Raw genomic sequence first — 23,657 nt, forward strand, 5'->3', positions numbered from 1 at the left:
CCCTGCTGAAGGAGGCGGACCGAGCAGAGGAGGCCGAGGGCTGGTACCGGAGGGCGGCCGAACAAGACGACGTCAGCGCGATGTTTAACCTCGGGGTCTTGCTGGCACAGGCGGGCCACACCAGGAAAGCCGAGGCCTGGTACCGGAAGGCCGCTGAACAAGACGACACCCACGCCATGGTCAACTTCGGAAGGCTGATGGAGGAGGCGGGCCGGGCGGAGGAGGCCGAGAACTGGTACCAGCGGGCCGCTGAACAAGACGACACCCACGCCATGGTCAACCTCGGGACCTTGATGGAGGAGGCGGACCGAGCAGAGGAGGCCGAGGGCTGGTACCGGAGGGCGGCCGAACAAGACGACGTCAGCGCGATGTTTAACCTCGGGCTCCTGCTAAGCAAGGTGGGCTGTACTGAGGAAGCTGAACCTTGGCTTCGGAAGGCCGCTGAGCGTGGCGATGCCGACGCGATGGCCGTCCTCGCGCTCTTGCTGCTTCTGTCCGACCGCGCGGAGGAGGCCAGCCCGTGGTTGCGACAGGCCGCCGACGCAGGCGACACCAACGCGATGTTCTTCCTCGGGGCTCAGTTGGAGGAGGCGGGTCAGGAAGAAGAGGCCGAAGCCTGGTACCGCAAGGCCGCCCAGCAAGGCGACACCCGCGCGATGAACAACCTCGGGGACCTGCTGGCGGAGACAGGACGGGTGGAGGAGGCCGAAGCCTGGCGGCAGCGGATCCAGGAGATAGAGGGTGCTGAGTGAGCATCACTGTGGCGTCGGGATGTGCTCGGCCGCTGCTGGCTTGACCGGTTTCTGACCTCCGATAAGTGAGGGTCGGCGGTAGGTGTCAGTGTTGCGCTGACGATCGGGTGGGGCGTCCGGTCGCCCGGCGACTCGCGCGGGCGTGCGCGGACTGGCGGGTGATCCCCATCGCGGCGCCGATCCGCGCCCACGAGGCGCCCGCCGCGTGCGCGGCCGCCAGCGCCCGGTCCTCCAAGCGCTCCTGTTCGGCGCGCATCTGCCTCAGCAGCGTGACCACGGCCAGGTGCCCGCCGGTATCGAGGCGCTCATCCTCCAGAGCGGCCGCGACCAGTTCGGCGGCCGGGGCCGTGACCAGGCGAGCGCTCCAGTCCAGGGCGGCCTGGCCGGTGGCGTACCGGGAGGTGAGGTACTCGGCCGGGCCCATCACCAGCGGGTCCTCCTCCCCGACCGCGTCGCTGTCAGCGTTGGGCTGACGCAGTAGGCGGGCGACCCCGCGTTCGTGCACGGTCTTGGCGATGTCGGCCGCTTCCACACGCTCGGCCAGGTGCTCCAGCAGGGCGTCGGCTAGCGCCCCGGTCCGGCCGCCGGTGGTGTGCGGATCGGTGATCGGGGTCAGGTGGTCGGTCACAGCGTCCTCCAGCCCCCACCGGTCGTAGCGGTCGTAGCGGGCCAGCCCTCCCGACAGCGACAGCGCCACCGCGGCGACGGCCAGGGCGCGGCGGCCGTGGTGGCGCCGAAGGTCCACCCGCTCGTCGGCCGGGAGGCGCTCGCGCACCGAGGCGGTGGTGGGGCCGTCGACCCAGGACAGGGTCCAGCCTCGGTCAGCGGCGTCGTAGGTGGCTTGGGCGTGGCAGCCGGGGTGTTCGGCTGCCAGGGTGGCCGCGAGACGGCGGAGGGTCTGCGATCGACTCATGCTGTCAGTCTAAGACTGACAGCATGTCTTTGTCAGCCTTGGGCTGACGCGCTTTTCCGCGAATTCTGGCCCCTGATAAGTGAACCTTCCCGGAGGTTGGCCGCACCGGAACGCCCCTGGGGGGCGGCGACCCGGCTTCGCACCCGCCCCCACGCGCCCACCGCCCTCCTCACCGGCCCTGAACCGGGAACACCATCCCAGCCATTGCCGGAGAACCTCCGCTGCCCTTTCGCGCCTACTTGGTTCGCCCCCTACCCGAGACGCGGGCCCTTGCGCTGGGCGGTTGTGCCCGCCGGTACGCGGCGCGCGGCCGACTGGGAATCCGAACGAGCTCCCGGGGTCGGACCTTGGGCCGCCGCACGCTTGAGCGCCGGACGCAATGGACGGGGCGCGGGGTCGCGGATGGCCAGGCCGTTGACGTATGTGATGCGCGAGCCAGGCGACTTCCGCTGGCCGACGGTGCTGGGAAGCTCCTGCTCGGGTACTGGGGACGGTTCGTGTGCGGCCATGGGGACTCTCTCCTTCAACGGGCAATGGGCCGAACATACTGCCCGCGCGGCCCGCTCCGGATCCTTCCCGAAGGTTGGCCACCCCCACGAGACACAGCGTGAGGAACATCGGAACGAAAACCCGCGCTCAGGCAGGCCCACGGGCGCTGGCCGCTGGCTGGGCCGGCCGCGAACCCGGGCACAAGAAAGCCCCCGCAACGATCCGTTGCGGGGGCGAGTGTGTCCCGGTTCAAAGGCGCTCGCGGCGGTGCTTGGCCACCGCCGCCCAGGACCAGCGCGGCGGTTCGGGCACCCGCTCCACACGCGTGACCGCGCTCAGCCGGGCCCGCCACGGGCGGGCGTGGTGGGTGTCCTCGTGGTCGTGGCCGTCCAGCCACAGGTGGTGGCTGCTGTAGTCGGTCAGACTCCCGGTCACCACGTTCCCGGTGTCGGTTTCGACGACGACCTCGGTGTGCAGCTCCAGCCGTTCCAGGGCGGCGAGGGTGTCGGTTCGGGTCACGGGCGTCCTCCCATGCTCGTTGGGGACAGGGTCAGCGGTGCAGGGCGGGCGGGCTTTCGGCGAGACGGCCCGTCCCGTCCTTCGGTCGCGGTGGGTGACCACGGCCGGGGCCGGGCGGGAATGTGTCGTTGCCTCAGCCCCGCCCCGGTCCCCGGGATCCGGGCCTGTGGCGGGGGTTTGCCTCACCTGAAAAACGGGTGGAAGCACGCGAATAGTGACGAAGCGGGCGAGACATCGGTGTGGATGTCTCGCCCGTCGTTTCGGTGACGCTGGGTGTTCTCAGGCGGTGAGCTGCCAGCCCTTGCGCTTGGGCAGCGGCTCGATGACCTCGGCCTCGGCCAGGTCGTCCAGGGCCCGCGACACGGTGGCCCGCGAGCACTGCTCGGCCTCCATCACGCGCTGCTCGATCTCGCCCCGGCGCAACGACCCGTGCTCGATCAGCGTGGCCAGGACGGCCCGGGCCGCACCCGACCACGTCGCCAGCAGCTCCTCGTGGGGGTCGCGGTTGGCGGCCGCGAGGATCCCGAGCCCGAGGTCGGTGTCGGTGAGCAGCGCCGGGTCGATGTCGGGGATCTCGAACAGCGTCGGCCCGGTGATGTTGGGCAGCGCCATCTCGGTGTCGGTGGCCTCGCGGGCGGCCGGCACCCGCCCGGACTCATAGGCCCGCAGCCGCTCTTCGGCGTTGGCGACCTGCTGCTCGGCGATCTCGTGACGGCGGCTGTACAGGCCCTTGGTTCCGGCGTCGAAGGCGCCCGCCGCGAGCGGGTCCAGCTCCTGGGGAGCGTGTTCGAGCGCGGCGTCCATCTGTGCGGCGGTGGTCTCGCTGGGAGCCCACGCCGCCTTGAACGGGGCCTCGCGGCCGCTGTCGACCAGCCCGACGCCGGTGATCTTGGGCAGCGTGGACGGATCGAGCGGGATGTCGGCGATCATCGTCGACTGGTTGCGCGAGACCCGCAGCGCCACCGTGTTCCCGGCAGTCGCGGAAGAGCGGACCGCGTCGTCGCCGCCGAAGGTCTGCAACCCGTAGATCTGGCTGGCGTAGACGGCCTGGACACCGGCGGCGCGGCCCTCACGACCCACCCGACCCCATCGCTCGGCGTTGCCAGGGTTGATGACGACGTGGCACTCGTCCACGATCACCACGATCCCCGGCCGCTCCTTCGACGGCGTGAACCCCGAGACCTTGAGCCGTGCGGAGTTCTCCAGGCCACGGGCCTCGATCACCTCGATCAGCCCGTCCAAGATGGCGTCCCACGTGCCGGGGTCCTTGCCCACCGACCAGTGCGCCCGGTCGAAGATCCGCGGGGACGACCCGCCGTTCTTCGGGTCCAGGTAGATGACGATCGTGTTCTGCGTCTGCCAGATGCCCAGCGCCAGGGCGTCGATCAGCCCCGACTTACCGGAGCCGGTGGACCCGGCCACGAACCCGCCCCAGATCGAGTCGGCGGTGTACAGGCGCCACAGGGCTTCGCCGTCGCCGTCGGCGTAGGGGCCCATCCGGATCGACACGTCGTCGCCGTCCACGACCAGGCGCTCGCCCTCCAACGGGACCTTCTGGGTGAGCATCCCGACGGTGACGACCTTGACGTCCAGGATCGAGGAGTCCGGCTTGGGGTCGTCCTCGGTCGGCTCGACCTGCTCGATGAGGATGTCGGCCTCCGAGACCCCCAGGGCGGTGGCGATGTAGCCCTGCGCCGCCCGCACCGAGGTGATGGTCTGGCGCCCGGGCACCAGGTGCAACCGGCCGCGCACCCCGTAGGACTCGTCCACCAGGTCGGTGAGCTTGGTGCCAGGCAGCGCGCCGTTGCCGTTGGCCACGCGGGTGCGCCACTTGCGGGCCACCACGTGCTCCCCCGGCGGGGGCGGCGGTGCGACCGCTTCGTCCACGGCCGCCAGGACCCGGGGCACCCGGTGGTGTGCCCAAAACCGGCTCCCGAGGGCGAGCAGCGCCAGGAGGCCGACCAGCCCGGACCACCACCAGGCGGTGAGCGTGGACGGCTGAATGAGGATGACGGCCATCAGCCACACCCCGGCCGCGGCCGCGCACACCCTCGCGTGGGCGGGGTCGACCTCGGCCCACTCCGAGGCGAGCTTCGTCGCGCGGTGCTTGCGGGCCTTGACGGTGCGCAGGATCCGCAGCGCCGCCCACGCGCCGGTGCCGGTGGCCAGAGCGAGCACCAGGGCGTGCGTGCCCGAGACCGCCGCGGCCCGCGCGGCGACCACTCCGGCGGCCAGCACGAGGCCGCCGACCTTCCACGGGTAGAACTGGGCAGCCATGTGGACCCGCAGGCTGTTCTCGCCGGGGCGGAAGATCGCCTTCCATCCGGCCGCGATGATCGCGCCCACACCCTCACTCTTGAAGGTGCGCGGCTCCTGGTGCGTGGGCTGCTGCCCGAGGGCGGCCAGCACCTCGGGCGGCAGGGCGGGCGCGACCGGGGCGGCCGTGGGCGGGGTCTTCTTCGACTTCTTGGCCACGACGGGCTCCTTCCAGATCAGTTACTGTGCGTGCCCGAACCCGGGGCGGGGGCGGGATGTCTCGTTGCCTCACCCCCGCCGCAGAGCCCTGGATCAGGGCCTGTGGCGGGGGTTTGCCTCACCGAAAATCGGTAGATAATTCGCAGCCGGGGACAAACGTCATGAGACATCGTGAGAGAACGTCTCACTGATGCCTCATCACGTTCGGTCACCGAAAACGGGCATGAAGGGGGCCGCCCCCGCACGCGGGAGCGGCCCGTGGAACGGCGTCCGGCGTCAGCGGCTACCGGCCACCGAGCTGGTAGCCCTTGTCGGCGGCCTGGCCGCGGGAGGCCTCGTAGGCCTCCTGGACCGCGCGGTTGACCTCTTCGAGCTTGGCGCGGGCCCGGATGGCCTGAGCGATGTAGGCGGTGCCCAGGTCCCGTAGCGTCGCGAGCTCGGAGGTGACCTCGGTGCCCATGTCGGCGGACCGCATCTGGCCTTCGACGATCTCCAGCATCTGGTTGCCCTGCTTGACCAGGGAGCCGATGCCGGTGATGGTCTGGGCGTGGGCGTCCAAGCCGGAGGCGTCGCTGTAGCGCAGCGAGGAGTTGCCGTTGGTGGCGACGGTGTTGCCGTTGCCGATCTGCGTGCTCATGGTGTTCCTCTCGGTGTGACGGTCAAGGGGCCGGACCGGCGGTCCGGCCCCGGGGTTCGGGTGTGGGTCAGTGGGAGGCGGTGCGGGTGGCGCGCTCGTGCGCGATCAGCGCGGTGATCGCGGCGTCGACCTCCTCGGAGGTCATCGCCCCGATGGCCTCGGTGTCGGGGGCATAGCCGGCGGTGGCGAGCATGGTCATCAGCACCATGCGCCGGTGCGGCAGCGGCGGCTTGACGGTCTCCTCATCGGGGGTCAGCAGCACGACGTCCGACCCCGGCCGGGACTCTTCTTCGGTGACCGTCGACGACGTCGTGGTCGTGGTGGTGCGCCTGGAGGTCCGGCGGGGCCGGGCACCCCCGGGGCCCCCGGCGTCGGCCGCGGGCGGCTCCTCGGGGGTGAGCCCTTCGTCCTCGTCGACGATCTCGGCGTCGATCACGTCGTCGGGCATCGGGTCGCCCTTGCGCCACCCCCACCGTGCGGTAAACCCCTCACGCTGCTCGCGACGTGCGCGAGCAGCGGCTTTGCGCTCGGGCTTGGTGGCATGGCGATTGGCCCGCCAGGCGTCCAGGTCCTCGCAGGCGTCCAGGTAGCAGTGCCGCAGCACCATCTTCAGGCCGCCCCGCAGGTCCGGGTCGGCCTGAAGGCGCCGCCGCTCGCGTGCGGCCTTCTCCCGCAGCTTCGCCATCCGGTAGGCGTGGCTCGGTGGGGTCCGGCCGGTGGCCATGTGCCCGAAGTCCAGGGCCGCGTTCTTGACGAAGAAGGCCGCCACCGCGGCCAGGATCAGCATCTCCACGTCTCACCTCACCAGCCCAGCAGCGGGCCGAAGATGTTGGTGCCCGCCCCCGCCAGGGAGGTGACGACGGACCCGCCGACACCGCCCACGGCGCCGCCGGCGGCCAGGATGACCACGGGCAGGCAGATCGCGGCCCACTGGCCGTGCTGGTCCAACCTGCGGTCGTTCCACACGTCGATGGCGACCATGACCAGGAAGAACACCGCGATCGCGGCCAGGGCGGACGCGGCGGGGATGGGCTCGGGGAACAGGCCCAGGACGAAGTCCAGGACCCACAGGATCAGGCTGGTCGCCCACCCTCCGAGGAAGGAGAAGGCGAACAGGGCGCCCCCGGCCACGGCGAAGAACGCCGCGATCGACCAGTGGGCCTTCTTGCGCAGGAACCAGAACAGGCTCAGGCACAGCGCGGCACCGATGGTGTACATCGAAGGAACTCCTCTCGTCAGTCGAGTCTTGGCAGGTCAGAGCATGAATGCGGCGGAAACGGCGGTCAGGGCGACCACGGCCCACACGGTGGCGTGGCGGGCCGGGGAGCGCAGCACCCAGATGAGGAAGTGCAGCAGGCTGATCACCCCGATCGCGGGGGCGGCGTAGCCGCGGGCGGCGGCCCGCCACAGGCCCTGCTCGGGCAGGTGGTCGCCCTTCATCACGAAGTCCCACTCCTCCTTCAGGGAGGGCTGGCGCTCGCGCCACACGTCCGGCGGGCGGAACGTCACCCCGAGCCACTTGATGGCGCGCTCGGCCTCAGCGGCGCTGCGGCTCTCCACGGCCACCAACGCGGTCTCCTTCGTGGTCTCGGTGCTGGTCGGGGTGGTGTCGGGGGCCGTGGGTTCCGCGCCCTGGTCCTGCTCGGGCGCGGGGGCCGGCACCCGCACCGGGGACTCGGCCCGGGGCTCCGGAGCGGGCCCGGCCGTCCGGGCCGCGGGCGCCTTCGGCGCCGCCGTGGGCGGGGCCTGGGTGCCCAGGACCGCCCCGGCCAGCTCCTCGGGCAGCCCGGCCGGGGCCGCCGCGGCGGCCTTGCCCGGACTCGGGGCGGGGCCGGATGGCACCGCCGACAAACGCGGGGCGTCCTCGGGACGGCGGCCGCGCGCCGGGGCGCGGCCAGTGGTGGTGTTCAGCGGGACCATCGGCCCCTCCCATCTGTGAGCGTGTGTGCAGGTCAGGCGTCGAACAGCGCGGGCTGCACGACGTCGTCGTCGGGGTGGTGCTCGGTCAGGTGCTCGTCCGCCTGGTCGACGGCGAGCGGGCGGGTGCGCAGGATGTCGCCGCGCCACCCGCACGAGCACTGGGGCCAGTGCAGGACCCACTCGGGGACCGGCACCGGCCGGACCTCGATGCGATGCCTCACGCGGCCGCCTCCAGGAGCTGGTCGGCGTGGGCGCACCCGGTGGGGCACATCCGCCCGTTCGAGGTGGGCAGGCACACGTCCCACAGCCGCCCGCACCCGGTACAGGTGCATCGGGCCAGGTAGGCGCGGGCCAGCGACCGTTCACGGGCCGGACTCAAGGGGCGGACCGGGCGGGCCGCCGAACGGCGGTAGAGGTTCGCGGTGCGAACCCCGGCCACGTTCCCGGCCCGGGTGGACCGCCACTTGAGCTGGCCGGCCACCTCCAGGCCCGCGATGCTCAAGCCCTCGGCCCTCAGTTGGGCTTTGGTGCGCAGGTCCGGGTCGAAGAAGTGCGACCAGCCCCACGGGAACGTGGGGACGCCGAAGCGTTCGCCGGTCGGATCGAGAAAGCGGGCGGGGGAGGTGGCGGCCACGTGTATCTCCTTCCTGGTCATAAGGGGTCAAGGGCCGCCACGCCGATGCTGTGACGGCCCGGTTCGGCCCCGGCCGGTGGGCGGGGCGCGGGGAGCGTGGGATCGGTGTTGGATCGGGTCCTCCTTTCGAGGTCAGGGGGTGTGCGGATGGGCGTGGGGCCGCTCGCACGAAGAGGCGCTCGCAGGCGCGGAAGCCTTTGCGTCGCCATCTGGTGCGTCACGGGACCCCGGAGTGGTGAGCAGACCCGCCCCGTCCGGCGGTCGGGGCGGGTCTGCTCACCCGCCGGAGCGGGTGGGCCCGCCCCCACCTCGTTGGTGGGGGCGGGCGGTCGGTCACTGGTCGGTCTGGTCTGTGGTCGTCACATCGGACGGGAGGTAGCCGTGCTCCTTGAGCCAGTTGCGGTGCTTGCGCACCGCGGTGCGGGACAGGTCCAACTGGTCCGCCAGGGCGGTGTTGGTCACCGTGGAACCCAGCCCGTTCCGGGGGTCGCGGATGGCCTCCAACACGCGCAGGCAGTTGCCCGTGGGCTGGGGCTGCTCGTACTGGTCAGCGGTGGTGGAACCCCCCTGGAACCCGTGGGTTCCACCCGGGGTTCCACTCGCTTCGGACGGGGTGCCGGTCGGGTCGTGCGGGCCCTGTGCCAGAGCCGCGGTGCCGCCCTCGGTGGGCGGCTGGGAGCGGTTGAGCATGGCGGCCAGGGCGTCGGTGCCCCGGTCGGCCAGCGCGGCGATCTGCTCATCGGCCAGTCCCGCGAGGATGCTGCGCAGCCGCTCGGACTCGCTCTGCTCGATGTGCGCGGGGTCGACTTCCTGGCGGGCCGGGGCGGTGGGCGCGTCCTCGGGCGTGGGGATGTGCGCGCCGGCGGCCCGGGTGCGCAGCTCCTCGCGCGCCCGCTCCCAGTCCGAGCCCTGCCACTCCTTCACGTTGGAGCGCACCGTCTCGGTGACCGCGACCGACACCTTGGCCGCCGACCAGGACGACACGGCGGCCGCGAGGGCGCCGAGCACGCCGATCAGTCCCAGCCACCCGGTGGCCACGACCAGCCCGGCCAGGTTGACCAGGACCGAGACGGCCAGCAGGACGAGGATCTGCCGTCCCATGAACACCAGCGCGGCCTTCCCCTCGCGGGAGAGGGTCTGGCCCTTGTGGCGTTCGGCCAGCGTGGCGCGCTGGGAGATCAGCCGCACCACGCGCATGGTCAGCACCACCTCAGCGGCGGCCGCGACCAGAGGGGCGGTCCACCACGTCAGCGAGGTGAGGGCGACCAGCAGCGCGGCGATGCCCACCGCGCTCAAGGCGGACCCGACGATGGCGTTGACGAACTCCTCGCGCCGCCAGCCGCGGACCGCGCGGGTCAGCGCGGTGGCGGCGGCGGCCGGGGAGGCCGCGGCCTCGAACTCGCGGATCGTGGCCAACTGGGCGGTGGCCTCGTCGGCGTCGGCCAGGCCCTCGGCCACAGCGCGCTCCGAACGCGCGGTCACCGCGGTGGCGCGGTGGCGGCGCTGGGCGATCTGGTCCAGCAGCACCTGGTGGGCGTCGCGGGCGACCAGGCGCTCGCGCTCGAAGTCGAGCTGGATCTTGGCGCGGGCGGTGGCGTCACGCTCGGCGTTGAGCGTGGCCAGGGCGTTGGGGTTGGCGGTGGGGGTGTCCAGGTGGGCGGTGTCGACCTCGGCCAGGTCGGCGGCCGCTTTGGCCTGGGCGGCGTAGGCGGCCACGACCTGGGTCAGGTCCACAGCCGGGGACTCCTCGACCGGCGCCCCGGCGGGGTGCGGCTTGTTCTTCTTGCGCGGCATGGTCAGCCCTCCTTCTTCGGGGCGCGGCGGGTGCGGGCGGGTTCGGGCAACTCGTGTTCGGTGTGGATCAGGACGGGGCCGCCGGTGGCGGCCAGGAGCAGCACGGGGACCGCGATCGTGACGAGGACGGCGGCGGCGATGACCAGGGCGATCATCGGGTCGCCCCGCAGACGCACACGTACACGCCGCGGAAGACGTCCCACTCCATCTCGGCCCCGCAGTGGGTGTAGACCACGCCGGGAGCCCAGATCAGGAAGTCGCACCTCATGCGGCCGCCCCCCGATCGGCGTAGTCGTCGGCGATGGGCCACAGGCCGGACCCGTCGACCGGGACCAGGGCCAGCAGCTGGGTGCGCAGCTCCTCGGACGGGGTCGGGTACCGGTCGGCCAGCACGTCGTCGATGGCGTACACCCGGGGGCGGGCGGTGGGGGTGTCGGCCAGCCCGACCAGACGGGCGTCCTCGACCACCGTCTGGTCCAGGACCCGGGCGGCCTCGGCGGGGTCGTCCCACCCGTCCTCACCGGTCAGCGCCTCGTGCACGTCCCAGGACGGGTGCTCGAACGGGTCGGCGGTGGTCAGCTCGGCCGCGCCGGTTTCCCAGAAGGTCGGGGAGTGCTCGCGGATGGCGAGCAGCTCCTCGATGGCCTCCAGCGGGTCGCGGTAGGTAGGCTCGTCGTCGTACATCTGCGTGTCCTCCTGGTCAGGATGGGTGTGGGTGTGCGAGAGCCCGCCCAGGGCCGGAATCCCGGGGCGGGCTCGTCTGGTGTTCGGTCCTGGTCAGGCCAGGCCGAGCGCGGCGGCCGCGGTGGCGTGCACCGTCACGGTCTCGATCGAGTAGCTGACCGCGTCGCCCTGGTCTTCGATCTCCTCACGGACCCGCATCAGCCGGGAGGCCTCTTCCTCGCAGGTCAGCGCGGCGATCACGGTCGTGGTGGTGTCCTCGTACTCGCCCGACTCGCGCACGAGCAGGTGGACCTGGAACGGGGTGTCGGGGGCCGGGTTGGTCATGGTGGTCTCCGGCCAGCGGTACTGGGGTGGCACCGTCGGCATCGCGTGTGTGGTGGTCACGGAATCCTCCTGGCGAAGGTGGGGCGGGGGTCAGGCGGCGGGCGCGTCCAGCGCGGCGTCAGCGGCCAGAGCGCGGCGGACGATCATCCGCAGGTCCTCAGGCAGGGTCGCCTCGTCCACGTAGCCGGGGACGGTGTAGGCGGCGCGGATCTCGGCGATGGTGTGCTCGGCCGCCCGCAGGTCGTTGGCGGTGTCCTGGGCCGTCTCGGTGAGGTCCTCGACCCGGTCGGTCAGCCTGCGGGCGGCATCGGCCAGGTGGTCCACGAGCAGCCCGGCGCGGCGTCGGCGGTGGGTCAGGCGCATAGATGTCCCCTCTCGGTGCTGTGTGGGTGTGGTCAGGCGGCCAGCGCTATGCGGCGGGCTCGGCGAGCCCGGTAGGCCGCGCGGCGGCGGATACGCGGGTCGGTGTGGGAGAGCAGGAGCTGTTGCACCTGCTGCTTCGCGGCCTGGTGGACCGCGCTGATCCGCGAGGCCCACTTTGTGGCGAGGCGGGCGGCGACCTGGTCGTCGTCCAGGACGTGGGCGAGGTCGGCGTGCGCGGCCTGGGCCTGTTCCTCGCGGGTCGGGACGGTGTCCTCGTCGTGGGGGTGATCCGGGAGAACCGTCTGGGGGGCGTCGGGGGCGGTGTTCTCGCCGTAGATGACGACCTGCGGGTCGTGCTCGGCGTGGGGGTTGGTGGGGGCGGGGGCCTGGTCGGTCTCGGCTCGGGCGTCAGCCCACAGCTCGGCGACGAACTCGTCGTGGCCGGCGGTGCGCATCAGCTCGTAGGCGGACCGGCCGGTGATGTCCTCGATCGCGTGGGCGATGTCCCAGTCGGCGCGGGTGGTGCCGCCGTGGTTGAGCACGCGGAGCACGTCAGCGCGGGTGGTACCGGTGGCGGCGACAACCTTGTCGAGCAGCAACACGAGGCTTCCCCTCCATCAGCCTTGCTTATATAAGCTAGCATGACTAAGCACAGTTGGGGTTGTCAAGTGCCCTCAACTACTTATCTCTGATGAGTTAGTTAGGTAGGGTCAGATCATGAGCACGCCACAGCAGCCGTACATGCGCGTCCTCCAGGACCTGCGAGAAGAGCTGTCCGCAGGTCGACTTCGCCCCGGAGACAGGTACCCGAGTATCAACACGCTGGCCCGCAACCACGATGTGGCCACCGTGACCGCCCGCCGTGCACTGGAGAAGCTCCGCGACGAGGGACGCGCCGCCTCACAGCAAGGGGTCGGGTGGTTCGTCACTGACCCCAGCTCTGCTGAGCCGACCGTAGAAGACCGTCTCCAGGAGCTCACCGACCGGTTGGCGCACCTTGAAGACGAGGTCGCCGCACTGCGAAGGCGGGCCTCAGCGTGATCGCTCGATTTCATATAGCCAGGATCACTGGACATCGTCGCTGCGCCCAGAGGACAGGACCGGACACCGCTGACACGACGGATGTCCCCACCAGCGAGGAAACATGCCTTCTTCCCCCACCCCCATGCCGAATAGGGCGTTGGCCCTAGCCCGACAGGAGATTGGGCTTTCCCGTGCACAGCTCGCCCGGCGTGTCGCCGCAGCCTCCCAGGGCAGGATCACCAGCGAATCCGCAGACAAGGCCCTGAAGAGGATCGAAAGCGGGCAGGTACAGTCCCCCACGGACATCTACCGCCAGTTGATCAGCGAGGTTCTCCGCACCTCCCCGACTGTGCTCTTCGGCTCGCCACGGCAAGAGAGCGAAGGACCCCAAGCGGGACAGTTCATCGCATCGTGCCGCAAGTATGTCCCGATCAAGGTGGACTCGGCCGTGGCCGATCAGATCATTCGATGGCCGGAGATGATCGCTTACAGCATCGGTGGTGTTGACTGTGCACGCACCAAGCTGCCCTGGCCGCATGACCCGCATGCACTGGTGATCGTGACCGCCTTCCCGTTCGGCGTGGTCGTGGCCGAACTGCGTGAAACACACACGTTCGCCAACTTGGCTGATCTGGCGGTGTGGCGACACATGAGCTACGTGACGGATCGCCCCCGCATTGAGGCTCTTCTACGATCCGTGTGGCCGTCCATTAGCAGCTCTCCGGAGTACGTGTTGGGAACTTGGTGGCTTGCTCAGTCCCCATGGAACGACCGTGACCTGGACACGGCGGTGCGCATCATGAGCACGCCATCCGCACTCTTGCGCCGCCAAGGGGAGCCTACGATCGAGCAGCTTCGGGCAGGAGCCGAGATCGCGGAACGCACCGCTTGGCAGACCGGGTTCGAGGCCGGCAACGGTCTGGTGGAATTCGGGGTCCCGGGAGTCTCCGTTGGCTATGCGAGCTGGTCAGGTGTCGCATACGCGCCCGTGGCGGCAGACCGAGCCCTACAGCCCGACGAGCTGGGCGATTTCGAGACTCTGTGCCAAGCCCTGTGGAGCTGGTGTCACAACATCAACGCCACTGTGGAGGCCGGAGAGGATCCGCCAGTGGATCCCACTTACGGTTGGCGATGGCTGAGGGGGGTCGGAAGTCGTATCACGCGCCCACGGCCGACTGAGACGCGTCAGGTACGCGCTATGCGCGACGCCGTAATCGACACCTCAGAGCTTCGGACGATGCTTCCGACCGCCATTGACCTGCTGCGTGACGCAGCCCCGACACGCATCCTGTGACAGGAAGGACCACGGCCATGCGCCCTGGATTCAGCGACGTACTCGTAGTGGTGGACGCACAGAACGGCTTCGTGTCCTCGGCGTCTGCCCACGTCATCCCGGTCGTGGTGAACCTCGTGAGACAGTGGCACTCCGTTGGAGCCCCAGTACTGATGACCCGATACATCAACTACGAGGGAAGCCCCTACACCCGACTTCTCCAGTGGTCGAAGATGCAGTCCGTCCCGGAGATCGACATCGTCCCCGAACTCCAGCCCTACGTTGCTGACTCGCATGTCCTCGACAAGCGGATCTACACCACGTTCACGGCGGAGGGGAAGAGCCTCTTCGCCAAGCACGGGTGGAGAACCGCCTACATCGTCGGCTTGGATACGGAGAGCTGCGTTGCGCAGACGGCGGTGGGGGCGTTCGAGAACAACATCCGGCCGGTCGTCATCGAGGACGGATGTGCCTCACACGCAGGGGCCCAAGCTCACGATGCAGGCATGTTCGTCATGCGTCGCAACATCGGGTCGGCCCAGATGACCACGAGCACTGAACTGGGCCTCAACGCGCCTATGGCCCTGTAGGGGACATCTCGGATGTCCCCTTGCTGTCACCTGACCCATAACCCCACGACGCGCTAGCGTCACACGAAGAAAGGCGAGGCCCCGGCGGCAACCGGGATCCTCGCCTCCGCAGATCGAGCTGGTCGATGCCACGACCGGGACTCACACCTGAACGCTATGCCCCCATCGTACCCACCTGGTGCGACGAGGTACACGTGAGCCCCCTCGCGGTGTCGGCCTAGAAAGAGACCGACAGATGACCGACCAGGGCTCCTACGTGGCGTTGTCCGCCTCGTGGGCTGACGACCCGTGGTTCCGTTTCCCCCGCGCGTTCATCCGCGACGCCCGCCTGTCCGCCACCGCACGGGCGATCGCGGCGTGGATGGCCTCCCACAGCACCCGGTTCCGGTTCGACGTGACCACGATGATGAAGGCCAATCTCGGCGGCCGGGACAAGGTCCGCAAGGCGCTCAAGGAGCTGGAGAAGTACGGCTACCTCGTGCGCACACGCGAGCGGAACTCCGACGGAACGATGGGCCGCATCCTCTACGAGCTCCACCCCGTACCCCAGGAAAATCCCAGCTCAGCCCCAGCGCCTGAAAATCAGTCTGTGGCACCAGGGACTGAAAACCAGTCGCTGGACATGACCAGCGGAAACGCTGCAAACTCGCAGGTCGCAACCGGTGACTGGAAACCAGGGCCTGGTTTTCAGGAGGGCTATAAGAGAGAGCAACCACAGGTAGAGCAAGAGAAGAAGGAGGGGGAGGAGGGGGACGCGCGTGCGCGCGTGACCGGTGAGCCCTCTGCTGGCGACGAACCCGTGTGGGGGGTGAGCGGCGGCGCCGACTTCGTGGCTCCGACCCTGGCCTCGGCCAACCTGATCCGTCAGATCGCGGGCAAGCTCCTGCGGCCGGGTGAGGAACTCTCGGCGGAGGAGCACCAGCGTCTCGCCACCCTCGTGGAGAAGGCCCGCCCGGTGGTGGAGGCTCAGCCCGGCCTGTCGTGGGAGGAGTACGAGGCGTGGCTGAAGCAGGACTGGGTGCGCCCGGACGGTCGCCGCACGTTCAGGACCCTCCCTGGGGCGCTGGGATGGCGTCTGCTGCCCGAACAGGTCCGCAAGGTGGCCTGGCCGTGGGCGTGCGAGCAGCGCGGCGCACAGGAGCCCTCAGAGGCGCGCGGGGAACGTGACGTGCCCCAGCCGCGGGGCGGTGCCCGCACCGGCACCTGCGGCGTGCACGGCGTGCAGACCTTCGAGGGCACGTGCGCGGTCTGCGAGCGGGAGAACGCCGAAGAGGCCGAGCGGTACAAGCAGGCCGCTGCGCCGGAGGCGGCCTCCGACGTTGACGGCCCCGAGCACGAGGACGCACCGGCCCCGCCGGAGGACGTCGAGGACCCCGGCGACGAGAGCGAGGCCGAGTTCGCGGAGCAGATGCGGGCCGACCTCGCTGAGGCCGAGCGCCGCGCGGCCCAGGACCGGGAACGGGAGCTGGCCGGCCTCAAGGCGATGTTCGAGCGGACCCGTGCCGGAGCCGCGGTGGAGGAGAAGGCCCGCCTGTCCAAGCACAGGTGATCGCTCCCTGGGACGAGGGTGCGTGGGCAGGTGCTGGGCCGACCGGTCGTATCTGACCGGTCGGCCCAGCACACCACCCCTTTCCGCAGGTGTGATCCACCTCGCGGCGAACGGCCCCACACCTGCGGATGTGGGGCCGTTCGCCGTAGATCGGGGGCGTTGTCGCTCCGCCGCTCGGGGACGGACCACACTCGGAAGCTACTCCGGGAGGAGCAAGTTATATCCGAGAGTGTCTTTATCTGAAGTGCGTCGTGTTCCTTGTGTCCTGGCTGGTTCTGTTTTCGCAGGTAAGGGCTGTTCTTGGGTGTGGTCAGGGCCTTTTGGGGGCGGGGGCGCGGGTCCGGCGGGGGCTGGTGTGCGCGCAGGGATCTGCGATCCGGCACCGCAACCACAACGACCGATGAGGGAGCAGGACCCATGAGCATCAAGAAGGCCGCCGGGAAGAAGGCCGCCGCTGTCGCCCTGGTGGGGGCCGTCGTACTGGGGAGCACGGCCGCATCGTGCGGCAAGAAGTCCTCGAAGCGCTGCACGGCGCAGCCGGTCAGCGTCAGTCAGGCCGTGGCCGCCAGGTAGCCGAGAAAGTTCGGCGGAGCAGGTTTCCCCACCTCGTAAGAGGGTAGTATCTACAGTGAGGAAGTGAGGGGATGGACCCCCAGGAGCAGGCCCGTATCGACGAGATCGCCGCAGAGAACCGCCGGATTCGTGAGGAGCAGGAGCGCATCCGGCAGCAGCAGGAGGAGGAGGCCCGCCGGAACCAGCAGCAGCCCCCGGCGCACCCCTGATTGGTACGGCCAGCACCACCGGGGCGCCCGCAGCGTCGGGCGCCCCACCCCGCAAGACCGTTCCTTGAGAACTCCACAGAGAGCCAGGAGGCCAACAGTGAGCATCTTCGCAAGCATCGTTCGCAGCACCGAGGACGGAGAGCCGGACTCCGACGGGACGATCAACACGCCCCGCCGGACCGAGACGAAGCCCCCGAAGAAGTGACCCCCCGGGGGCCGCCCGCCGCTGGGTGGGTGGCCCCCGCCGGACCCGCGCCCCCGCCCCCAAGAACGGGGAGAGCGTAGGTATCTCGGTAGGGATCTGCGGGCGTGGCGCGGTCTTCGGGCGGGATGGCCGACGGGGCCTGGCGGGCTGGCGTCGTTCCGCTCTTGGGCGTTGCCCGTTCGGAGTCGAGGGCTCGAGCGCGTGCCTGTCTGCGGGTGTGGCGCGCCGCTGCGCTCTGAGGGTTGAAGCCCTTGGGGGTGCGGTGAGAGGCACAAAGACAGAGCAGAGCAAGTTATAGATTTCAGCGGCTGTTGTCGTGTTTGTGCTGTTGGCGGCGTGTGGGTTGGGTGGGTTTTCTTGGGGGCGGGGGCGCGGGTCCGGCGGGGGCTGGTGTGCGCGCAGGGATCTGCGATCCGCCCGAAGAAGTTCGGTGCGGGTGGTTTGATCCGCCCACGAAACGGGTAGTATCTACACTGAGGGAGAGAACATGCCGAAGGACCCCAAGCCGGTGAACCCGCGTCCGCGCCCGCAGCCCAAGCCGCAGGAGCCCCGCCCCTGGGAGTGATCACGGGCTCACCGCACCACCGGGGCGCCCGCAGCGTCGGGCGCCCCACCCCGCAAGACCGTTCCTTGAGAACTCCACAGCGTGAAGGAGCCCAGCCGTGAAGGTGATGGACCCGCCCGAGAACCCCGACAAGCCCAAGCCCGCCCCGAAGACCCCCCGACCCGCCGACCGGTAGCCAGACAACCGCCGAAGGAAGGACACACCATGGCCAGGTGGCACGACGAGCTCCGCCGGGACCCGGAGGAGATCATCCAGAAGGCCGAGAGCGGCGGACCGTCTCCGGAGGAGCTCCGGAAGGACATCCAGGAGCACGCCGCCGAGGTCCGCGAGGACGTCAAGAAGAAGTGACCCCGCCGGGGCCGCCCGCCGCTGGGTGGGTGGCCCCCGCCGGACCCGCGCCCCCGCCCCCAAGAACGGGGAGAGCGTAGGTATCGCAGTAGGGGTGTGTCGGCGTGTCGATCAAGGTGCTGGTTGTGGGGGATGCGGGTCGGGCAGGCGTGTGGGGTCGCTGTTCGGTGTGGTCGTGGTCGAGGTGAAGGGAGCCGGTGATGGGTGACGAGCGTGAGGACGCCCGGGGTCTGGTGACGTTGAAGGAGTGGGCGGCCCAGGTGGGTTACAGCCACGGGTACGCGGTGCATGTGATGCCGCGGTACTACCCCGGCTTCCCGGCCCCCGAGCGGCGGCGTAAGGGTGTGACGGACAAGGGCGGTGGCGGGGGCAGCGCGTGGTACGACCCGGCCAAGTTGGAGCCGTTTCGGCCGCGGCGGGCACGGCCGGTGGAGTTGGCGGAGCAGGAGTTGGACCGGCAGGTGACGTTGGTGGGGTTCGCGAAGCTGATCGGGGTGGACGGGCGCAGCGTGACGCAGATCAAGGACGATCGTCCGGACACGTTGCCGGACACGGTGGACGGGCAGCGGTGGTATCCGCGGGCCAAGTTCTTTGTGCGGGATCTGTTGTTGATGTGGAACAGCCGCCCGGGTCCGGGGCCGGGGTCGGACAAGCGGCGCCCCGTGCTGCCGTGGACCGGCGGTGAGGGTTCGCGCCCCTGACCCCGCCCTTGGTGGCGTGCCCGCGGTGGCGTGTGGTGGCGGGTGCGCTGTGCCGCCCCCCGGGCGCCCCGGGGCCTTTGGCGGTCATGGTGTGTTTCGATGCCTTTTGCGGTGGTGTGTGCGAACCGGTGAGGTGGGTGGGGCGTCCCACCCACCGGTGACGTCCGCCTTCCCGAGCCCCTGTGGGTGTGGGGGTGTGGGCCAGCGAGGGGTGTTTGGACCGAGGGCGGGGTGGTGCGGGTGGCGTGGGTGACGACGTTGGGCCCGGACGCCGCCCAGGTCGACTACCGGCTCAAGAGCCAGTGCGGGTGCGACCATGCCGCCCACACCCACGACGATGCCGCCCGAGCCCACGGCGACCAGGGCGAGGACGCGGCTGCGGACTACCGGTTGTACGGGTCGGCGCGGCCCGTGGAACGCGTGGGGTCCGGGTGGGCGGAGTTCGGTGAGCGGGCGGGTACCGCGCTGGGTGATGAGGCCGCGCTGGAGTCGATGCGCCAGGTGATGGCCGGCCGTGACCCGCGCACCGGTGAGCAGCTGGTGGACCCCAAGATGGGGGTGGACCCGCGGGCCAAGCTCGCGGCCGCTGCGTTGGTGGAGGCGGTGCGGGCGGTGGCCGAGGCCGCGCACATGGAGCCGGGCGAACTGTTGGAGTCGGATCGGTTGGCGGCCCGGTTCGCCCGCTTGGAGAAGGGTTTGGTGCGCGACGGCCAGGCCCACCGGGCCCCGGTGGCGGAGCTGGAGGCGATCGCCGAGGCCGCCGGGGTGGATCCGGGTCTGGTGTGGGAGGCCGGTGAGCTGGAGGCGGCCCGTTCCCATGCCGAGGATCGTGTCCGGGTCGGCAACCGGGGCTATGACCTGGTGCTGAACATGCCCAAGAGCGTGTCGTTGGCCTTCGCGCTGACCGATGAGCAGACGGCCGCCGAGATCGAGGAGATCTACCTGGAGTCGGTGAGCGAGACCGTGGCCGATGTGGAGGGGTGGGTCGCCTACGGGATGGCCGGCCACCACGGTGACGGTCAGCGTGCCCGGCGGGTGGAGTCGGGCGGGTTCGCGGCCTCGATCACGTTGCACCGGGCGGCCCGCCCGGTGGGAGGCCAGGTGGGTGATCCGCACATCCACGCGCACGTGATGATCCCGAACATGGTCAAGTGCGCTGATGGGCAGTGGCGGACGCTGGCGGCGGGCGGGCGGGATCTGCACCGGCACGTGGGGTTGGCGGGTGAGCTGGCCAAGGCGCGGATGCGTGAGAAGCTGGCCCGCCGCTACGGGGCGGTGTGGGAGCGGGACGAGCGCACCGGCGAGTGGGAGATCAGCGGTTTCGATCCCGCGTTGCGGGGGTTGTTCAGTTCGCGGTCGCATCAGATCAACGAGCTGGTGGGGGCCGATGCCTCACGGGCGCAGAAACAGGCGGCGGGGCGGGCTCTGGCCGAGGCCAAGAATCCTTTGAGCGAGTCGGGTTCAGCCCGTCAGGCGTGGCGCCAGCGTGCTGAGGCGGCCGGCCGTGATGTGGACGCGGTGGTGGCGGCCGCGCTGCCCGGCAGGCCGGCCGATGCGTCGGCGTCGTCTGGACTGCCGCCTTTGGAGGAGTTGGCGGCGCGGGTGTGGGACCCCGAGACGGGGGTGACCGCCACCCGCAAGGTGGTCAACCGGGCCCAGGTGATGGCGGCGGTGGCGGCGGCGCTGCCGGGCGGTGTGGGGCGTGTGTCGGAGCTGGAGGTGCTCACCGACGCGGTGCTGGCCTCGGGCCGCGGGGTGCTGTTGCCTGCGGTGGAGGGGGCGCACCTGTCCAACGCCGACCGGTGGAGTTCGGCCGACATCGTGGAGGCCGAGCGCACCATCACCGCCTCGGCGCGGCGGCGGCTGGGCCAGGGGGCGGCGGTCGTGGGCCGGGAGCGGGCGCTGGCCGTGCTGGGGGAGTTCGAGGCCGAGCGCGGGTTCGCGTTGTCGGTCGAGCAGCGGCGCACCGCGGCCCGTTTGTTGGGGGCGGGCCATGGTGTGGACCTGGTGCGGGGGGTGGCCGGGGCCGGCAAGACGACGCTGATGAGCGCGGTGTACGCGGGGTGGTCCCAGGCCGGGTACCGGGTGGAGGGGGCTGCGACCGCGGCGGTGGCCGCGGCGAACCTGCAGGCGGAGTCGCAGATCGCCTCGAACACCGTGGCGACCTGGTTGCGGCGTATCGAGTCCGGGCCGGGGCTTGAGGGTGTGGACGTGTTGGTTGTGGACGAGGCCGCGATGGTCGATGACCGGTCCATGGCCGTTTTGGTGGGCGAGGCCGAGCGCACCGGCACCAAGATCGTGGGGATCGGCGACCCCAAGCAGCTCAAGGCGATCGGGGTGGGTGGGGCGTTCGCGGCGGTGCACACCCTGGTCAAGGGTGAGACGCTGACGGAGAACCGGCGCCAGAGCGATGCGGTGGACCAGCAGGCGTTGCGGGAGTGGTTGGACGGCGCGCGGGAGAGCGCGCTGTCGGTGTGGGGGCGTGCTGGGCGGGTGCACGCCGCCGAGCGGGCGTTCGAGGCCCATGAGGCCATCGCGTTGGGGTGGTGGAACGACCGTCAGGGGATCGGTGACCGGTTCCAGGCGGTCGAGGACGTGCTGGTGTTGGCGGCGCGCAACAGCGACGTGGACGAGCTCAACCACCGCATCCGTTCCATGGCGCGTGTTGGCGGTCACCTGGGTGGGGACGACGTCGGTTTCGCGGTCGCGGGCGGGGGGCGGTTGGCGTTGGCGGCCGGGGACGTGGTGCGGGTGCGCCGCAACGACTACCGGTCGCGGCGCGGTGAGGGCCCTGATGTGTTGAACGGGTTTCGGGGTGTGGTGGCCGAGGTGGACGCCCGGCGCGGGGCGCGGGTCCAGTGGCGCCAGCGGGGGCGTGTGCACAGTGCCTGGATGAGCCCTGAGGCGATCGGGCGGGGTGATCTGAGCCTGGGGTATGCGATGACGATCGCGGCGGCTCAGGGGCTGACGTGTGAGCGTGTGCACGTGTACGGGATCGGGGCGGACGCGCATTCGCTGTATCCGGCGATGACGCGGTCGCGTCAGCGCGCGGAGCTGTATCTGGCGGGTGAGGCGTTGGCGGATCCGCGGTTGCGTGAGCGGTTGGCGGGGGCGCGCAACGACAAGGAGATGGTGCAGGCGTGCATCGCCTCCTACGCGCGGACCCTGGACGACCGTGACGAGGGGCTGGTCATCGACGAGTTGGACGGGGCCGGGGCTGGGGAGTCGGCCCCCGCGCCGGAGCGCACACCGGGGGCGGGGCAGCTGCTGGATGCGCCGGTGCGGGTGGGTGAGGCGGTGAGCAGGCGCGCGGGCCAGGGTCAGCGCGGTGCGGCCCCTGGTGTGCGGCGCCGTCCTGGCGGCCCGGATCGTCGGGGGCGTGGTCGTTCCTGACCCGTAGCTTTACATCGTAAAGTTGAGGGTGGGTTGTGCGCCGTCTCCCCCCACCGCCGCCCTCAGGGCCTCGGCCGCCAGGCGGGCGGACCGCTCCTGGGGCTCCCAGGAACAGGAGCGGTACCAGGCCGTGACCTGTTCGGCCGCGCCGGCCAGGGCCTGCAGAGCCTGGCGCACGGCCAGCTCGCCCACCGGGGCCTGACCCTTGGGGGCGGCGGCGCTGAGCGCCCGGGCCGCCTCACGCATCCGGACGGCCACCGCGGCGCGAGCGGTGCCCACCGGGGGTCGGCCCGCGTGGCTCCAGTCGCGGTCAGCTCCCTGCAGTACCTGACGCACGTGGGAAGGAGCGGCCACGGCCGCGGCGGTGAGCACATCGCCCAGCGCCGCCGCGCCCGCCGCACGCACCCCCTGGCCGGCGCCGTCCCAGTGCTCGGACAGCTCACCCACCGCCGTCGCCGCCTGGCCCCAGGGGCCCGCCGCTGGCAGCGGAGCCGGGGCTGCGGGGGCACCGGCGAACCGGTCCCGCACCCGGGGCAGCGAGAGATCGGGGGCCAGGGCGGTGCCGGAGAACCACACCGGCCCGCCGTCGGGGGCGGTGTCGCCGGGCAGGGCCAGCGCGTACCCCGCCGCGGGCCCGCCCTGGCCGGTCTCGCGCAGGCGCACCAGCGCTCCGGTGGAGCGCACCGCGTCGAGGAACTCCTGCTCGGTGCGGGAGGCGACCGCGGCCCGCCGGGCCAGGCGCTCCAACACCGCGCGCGAGGGCCGGTCGAGCCCCTGGCGGTGCGCCTTCTCCGTCTCCCCACGGGTGGGCGAGGGGGCGGAGGTGTTGTTCGAGGCGCTGGTGGGGCGCAACCCCAGTGCGTCCTCCAAAGCGCGGCACGCATCGCGCAGTCGCAGCGCGTCGTTGTGGATGTCGGGGTTGGTGTCGTCCTGGCGGGCCAGGGTGGCGAGCAGGTGGATGTGGTGGCTCTCGGCGCCGTCGTGGCGCAGGGCCACCCACCGGCAGCCCCGGTCGTCGCCCAGGGGGGCGACTCCGCCGGCGGCGGCGATCTTGCGCGCCACGTGGTCCCACTCGGTGTCGGTGAGGGGCCGGTCGGTGGGGGCCACGCGCACGGCGCAGTGCCACACGTGGCGACGTACTTCCGGGCGGACGAACCGGTCCAGGCGGCGCGCGAGCACGGACAGGTCGGCGTCGGGGTCGCGGCCGGGGTCGGGCACGCCCAGGGCGCGCCAGGCGGCGACCAGGTGGGGGTCGGTGTGCTCGTTGGCGCGGCCGGGCCCGTACAGGTAGCGGAGCAGGCCCAGGGTGTCCTGGCCGCGCATGACCTTGGCGATCACCGGTGTGCGTCCGCGACGGCGTCGCCGGCGTTCTCCAGGGCCTCCACCGCGCGGACGATGGTCGCCACCACGCGAGCGAGCCCCTCAGGGTCGGTGGACGCGCGCAGGTCGGCGTGCAGGCGTTCCAGGGCGGTGACGGCGTCGTTGAGGGCGACGAGCGTCTCACGGGCGTCGGGGGTGACGTCCAGGGTGTGGCGGGCCACACCCAGGGCGGCGTGGGCGGCGAACCCGCTCAGGGTCATGGCCTGGTCCTTGGCCGCGCGGGTGAGGAGTTCGTGCTCGTCGTCGCTGAGGCTGAGCTTGACGAAGTTGTCGCGGCGCACTCCCTGCCTGCGGTTACCGCGCCTGCGCTGTGTCGTCTGCTCCACCTTGGCCCCTGTCTGGTG

Annotated in this window: 27 protein-coding genes; 10 read left to right on the forward strand and 17 right to left on the reverse strand. The window is 71.1% G+C overall.

Annotation, left to right across the window (positions count from 1 at the left end; all coding sequences use genetic code 11):
* Positions 1 to 752 (forward strand): tetratricopeptide repeat protein (locus ACIBFB_RS26460; RefSeq protein ID WP_397234733.1); only part of this gene is annotated, 752 nt, incomplete at its 5' end.
* 85 nt (positions 753 to 837) lie between these two features.
* Here the strand turns inward: ACIBFB_RS26460 and ACIBFB_RS26465 are convergent.
* From ACIBFB_RS26465 to ACIBFB_RS26535, 15 genes are all read right to left on the reverse strand, one after another.
* Entirely contained in the window at positions 838 to 1,665 is an 828-nt protein-coding gene (locus tag ACIBFB_RS26465; protein ID WP_397234735.1) for a hypothetical protein, read from the reverse strand.
* 738 nt (positions 1,666 to 2,403) lie between these two features.
* Complete coding sequence (locus ACIBFB_RS26470; protein WP_397234737.1) at positions 2,404 to 2,673, reverse strand: hypothetical protein; 270 nt, start codon at positions 2,671 to 2,673, stop codon at positions 2,404 to 2,406.
* 279 nt (positions 2,674 to 2,952) lie between these two features.
* Positions 2,953 to 5,148 carry a hypothetical protein gene (locus ACIBFB_RS26475; protein WP_397234739.1) on the reverse strand — a complete coding sequence of 732 codons (2,196 nt, stop codon included), beginning with the start codon at positions 5,146 to 5,148 and terminating at the stop codon, positions 2,953 to 2,955.
* Positions 5,149 to 5,431: 283 nt separating this feature from the next.
* A complete protein-coding gene (locus ACIBFB_RS26480; RefSeq protein ID WP_397234741.1) occupies positions 5,432 to 5,785 on the reverse strand; it encodes a hypothetical protein in 354 nt (117 codons plus the stop codon).
* 67 nt (positions 5,786 to 5,852) lie between these two features.
* Positions 5,853 to 6,578: a hypothetical protein gene (locus tag ACIBFB_RS26485; protein WP_397234743.1), complete on the reverse strand. Its 726-nt coding sequence runs from the start codon at positions 6,576 to 6,578 to the stop codon at positions 5,853 to 5,855.
* 8 nt (positions 6,579 to 6,586) lie between these two features.
* Positions 6,587 to 7,003, reverse strand: a complete 417-nt coding sequence (locus tag ACIBFB_RS26490) for a hypothetical protein (RefSeq protein WP_397234745.1) — start codon at positions 7,001 to 7,003, stop codon at positions 6,587 to 6,589.
* Between the two features lie 36 nt (positions 7,004 to 7,039).
* The gene (locus ACIBFB_RS26495; protein ID WP_397234747.1) at positions 7,040 to 7,705 is read right to left on the reverse strand and encodes a hypothetical protein; all 666 of its coding nucleotides are present in this window, start codon (positions 7,703 to 7,705) and stop codon (positions 7,040 to 7,042) included.
* 32 nt (positions 7,706 to 7,737) lie between these two features.
* Positions 7,738 to 7,926 (reverse strand): hypothetical protein, encoded by a 189-nt coding sequence (locus ACIBFB_RS26500; RefSeq protein WP_397234749.1) that lies wholly within the window; start codon positions 7,924 to 7,926, stop codon positions 7,738 to 7,740.
* Positions 7,923 to 8,339, reverse strand: a complete 417-nt coding sequence (locus ACIBFB_RS26505) for an RRQRL motif-containing zinc-binding protein (RefSeq protein WP_397234751.1) — start codon at positions 8,337 to 8,339, stop codon at positions 7,923 to 7,925. The genes ACIBFB_RS26500 and ACIBFB_RS26505 overlap by 4 nt, the downstream gene beginning before the upstream one ends.
* Positions 8,340 to 8,672: 333 nt before the next feature.
* A complete protein-coding gene (locus ACIBFB_RS26510) occupies positions 8,673 to 10,133 on the reverse strand; it encodes a winged helix-turn-helix domain-containing protein (RefSeq protein ID WP_397234753.1) in 1,461 nt (486 codons plus the stop codon).
* 2 nt (positions 10,134 to 10,135) lie between these two features.
* Entirely contained in the window at positions 10,136 to 10,288 is a 153-nt protein-coding gene (locus tag ACIBFB_RS26515; protein ID WP_397234755.1) for a hypothetical protein, read from the reverse strand.
* Between the two features lie 109 nt (positions 10,289 to 10,397).
* The gene (locus ACIBFB_RS26520) at positions 10,398 to 10,817 is read right to left on the reverse strand and encodes a hypothetical protein (RefSeq protein WP_397234757.1); all 420 of its coding nucleotides are present in this window, start codon (positions 10,815 to 10,817) and stop codon (positions 10,398 to 10,400) included.
* Between the two features lie 93 nt (positions 10,818 to 10,910).
* The gene (locus tag ACIBFB_RS26525; RefSeq protein WP_397234759.1) at positions 10,911 to 11,201 is read right to left on the reverse strand and encodes a hypothetical protein; all 291 of its coding nucleotides are present in this window, start codon (positions 11,199 to 11,201) and stop codon (positions 10,911 to 10,913) included.
* A 30-nt stretch (positions 11,202 to 11,231) separates the two neighbouring features.
* Positions 11,232 to 11,504, reverse strand: coding sequence for a hypothetical protein (locus ACIBFB_RS26530; protein ID WP_397234761.1), 273 nt, complete (start codon positions 11,502 to 11,504; stop codon positions 11,232 to 11,234).
* A 32-nt stretch (positions 11,505 to 11,536) separates the two neighbouring features.
* Positions 11,537 to 12,106, reverse strand: a complete 570-nt coding sequence (locus ACIBFB_RS26535; RefSeq protein WP_397234763.1) for a hypothetical protein — start codon at positions 12,104 to 12,106, stop codon at positions 11,537 to 11,539.
* 115 nt (positions 12,107 to 12,221) lie between these two features.
* Here ACIBFB_RS26535 and ACIBFB_RS26540 point away from each other — a divergent pair, with 115 nt between their 5' ends.
* From ACIBFB_RS26540 to mobF, 9 genes are all read left to right on the forward strand, one after another.
* Positions 12,222 to 12,545, forward strand: a complete 324-nt coding sequence (locus tag ACIBFB_RS26540; RefSeq protein WP_397234765.1) for a GntR family transcriptional regulator — start codon at positions 12,222 to 12,224, stop codon at positions 12,543 to 12,545.
* 430 nt (positions 12,546 to 12,975) lie between these two features.
* A complete protein-coding gene (locus ACIBFB_RS26545; protein ID WP_397234767.1) occupies positions 12,976 to 13,821 on the forward strand; it encodes a hypothetical protein in 846 nt (281 codons plus the stop codon).
* A 17-nt stretch (positions 13,822 to 13,838) separates the two neighbouring features.
* Positions 13,839 to 14,390, forward strand: a complete 552-nt coding sequence (locus ACIBFB_RS26550; protein ID WP_397234769.1) for a cysteine hydrolase — start codon at positions 13,839 to 13,841, stop codon at positions 14,388 to 14,390.
* Between the two features lie 235 nt (positions 14,391 to 14,625).
* On the forward strand, positions 14,626 to 15,939 hold the full coding sequence (locus tag ACIBFB_RS26555; protein ID WP_397234770.1) for a hypothetical protein: 1,314 nt from the start codon (positions 14,626 to 14,628) through the stop codon (positions 15,937 to 15,939).
* A gap of 417 nt (positions 15,940 to 16,356) precedes the next feature.
* Entirely contained in the window at positions 16,357 to 16,512 is a 156-nt protein-coding gene (locus ACIBFB_RS26560) for a hypothetical protein (protein WP_397234772.1), read from the forward strand.
* Between the two features lie 71 nt (positions 16,513 to 16,583).
* On the forward strand, positions 16,584 to 16,721 hold the full coding sequence (locus tag ACIBFB_RS26565; protein ID WP_397234774.1) for a hypothetical protein: 138 nt from the start codon (positions 16,584 to 16,586) through the stop codon (positions 16,719 to 16,721).
* Between the two features lie 974 nt (positions 16,722 to 17,695).
* Positions 17,696 to 17,839 (forward strand): hypothetical protein, encoded by a 144-nt coding sequence (locus ACIBFB_RS26570; protein WP_397234776.1) that lies wholly within the window; start codon positions 17,696 to 17,698, stop codon positions 17,837 to 17,839.
* Between the two features lie 200 nt (positions 17,840 to 18,039).
* Positions 18,040 to 18,540 (forward strand): hypothetical protein, encoded by a 501-nt coding sequence (locus tag ACIBFB_RS26575; protein WP_397234778.1) that lies wholly within the window; start codon positions 18,040 to 18,042, stop codon positions 18,538 to 18,540.
* Positions 18,541 to 18,789: 249 nt separating this feature from the next.
* A complete protein-coding gene (mobF, locus tag ACIBFB_RS26580) occupies positions 18,790 to 21,933 on the forward strand; it encodes a MobF family relaxase (protein ID WP_397234780.1) in 3,144 nt (1,047 codons plus the stop codon).
* Between the two features lie 9 nt (positions 21,934 to 21,942).
* Here mobF and ACIBFB_RS26585 read toward each other — a convergent pair whose 3' ends face one another.
* Positions 21,943 to 23,271, reverse strand: a complete 1,329-nt coding sequence (locus ACIBFB_RS26585; protein WP_397234782.1) for a relaxase/mobilization nuclease domain-containing protein — start codon at positions 23,269 to 23,271, stop codon at positions 21,943 to 21,945.
* Positions 23,268 to 23,639: a hypothetical protein gene (locus tag ACIBFB_RS26590; RefSeq protein ID WP_397234784.1), complete on the reverse strand. Its 372-nt coding sequence runs from the start codon at positions 23,637 to 23,639 to the stop codon at positions 23,268 to 23,270. The genes ACIBFB_RS26585 and ACIBFB_RS26590 overlap by 4 nt, the downstream gene beginning before the upstream one ends.
* Between the last annotated feature and the right edge of the window lie 18 nt (positions 23,640 to 23,657).

Origin of the sequence: Nocardiopsis sp. NPDC050513, assembly GCF_044457925.1 — a bacterium.
In the GTDB taxonomy this organism is placed as follows: domain Bacteria; phylum Actinomycetota; class Actinomycetes; order Streptosporangiales; family Streptosporangiaceae; genus Nocardiopsis.

Coding starts and splice junctions, on each gene's coding strand:
- ACIBFB_RS26465 (WP_397234735.1), bottom strand. CDS start 1,665: ATGAGTCGATCGCAGACCCTCCGCCGTCTCGCGGCCACCCTGGCAGCC.
- ACIBFB_RS26480 (WP_397234741.1), bottom strand. CDS start 5,785: ATGAGCACGCAGATCGGCAACGGCAACACCGTCGCCACCAACGGCAAC.
- ACIBFB_RS26490 (WP_397234745.1), bottom strand. CDS start 7,003: ATGTACACCATCGGTGCCGCGCTGTGCCTGAGCCTGTTCTGGTTCCTG.
- ACIBFB_RS26495 (WP_397234747.1), bottom strand. CDS start 7,705: ATGGTCCCGCTGAACACCACCACTGGCCGCGCCCCGGCGCGCGGCCGC.
- ACIBFB_RS26510 (WP_397234753.1), bottom strand. CDS start 10,133: ATGCCGCGCAAGAAGAACAAGCCGCACCCCGCCGGGGCGCCGGTCGAG.
- ACIBFB_RS26515 (WP_397234755.1), bottom strand. CDS start 10,288: ATGATCGCCCTGGTCATCGCCGCCGCCGTCCTCGTCACGATCGCGGTC.
- ACIBFB_RS26520 (WP_397234757.1), bottom strand. CDS start 10,817: ATGTACGACGACGAGCCTACCTACCGCGACCCGCTGGAGGCCATCGAG.
- ACIBFB_RS26530 (WP_397234761.1), bottom strand. CDS start 11,504: ATGCGCCTGACCCACCGCCGACGCCGCGCCGGGCTGCTCGTGGACCAC.
- ACIBFB_RS26540 (WP_397234765.1), top strand. CDS start 12,222: ATGAGCACGCCACAGCAGCCGTACATGCGCGTCCTCCAGGACCTGCGA.
- ACIBFB_RS26550 (WP_397234769.1), top strand. CDS start 13,839: ATGCGCCCTGGATTCAGCGACGTACTCGTAGTGGTGGACGCACAGAAC.
- ACIBFB_RS26555 (WP_397234770.1), top strand. CDS start 14,626: ATGACCGACCAGGGCTCCTACGTGGCGTTGTCCGCCTCGTGGGCTGAC.
- ACIBFB_RS26560 (WP_397234772.1), top strand. CDS start 16,357: ATGAGCATCAAGAAGGCCGCCGGGAAGAAGGCCGCCGCTGTCGCCCTG.
- ACIBFB_RS26565 (WP_397234774.1), top strand. CDS start 16,584: ATGGACCCCCAGGAGCAGGCCCGTATCGACGAGATCGCCGCAGAGAAC.
- ACIBFB_RS26570 (WP_397234776.1), top strand. CDS start 17,696: ATGGCCAGGTGGCACGACGAGCTCCGCCGGGACCCGGAGGAGATCATC.
- ACIBFB_RS26575 (WP_397234778.1), top strand. CDS start 18,040: ATGGGTGACGAGCGTGAGGACGCCCGGGGTCTGGTGACGTTGAAGGAG.